Here is a 238-nt window from a genome sequence, read left to right as displayed (position 1 = left end):
GAAGGTTTGGCCAAACACCAGCTCTTCGGCCGCGCGGCCCGCGAGCAACACGCAAATCTCGTCCAGAACGTTCTGCTTCGACATGATATCCTCGCCCTCGACCACGGGCATCATGTAACCGCCCTTGAACGATGCGACGTTCACCTTCAGCTCGAACGGAGCAACGCGCTTCAGCAGCGCGTAGACCAGAGCGTGGCCCGCTTCGTGCGCCGCGACCATCGCCGTGAATTCCACGCTC

At 61.8% G+C, this 238-nt stretch carries 1 pseudogene; it reads right to left on the bottom strand.

The features are described 5' to 3' along the window. Nucleotides 1-238: pseudogene (locus AC1RPN_RS09210) on the bottom strand (ATP-dependent zinc metalloprotease FtsH); the annotation flags it as partial.

It is taken from the genome of Dellaglioa sp. CoH-57-MRSF-20, from assembly GCF_056781955.1.
Note: the sequence above shows the minus strand (reverse complement) of the source record. Positions and strands in the feature narration are given on the sequence as shown.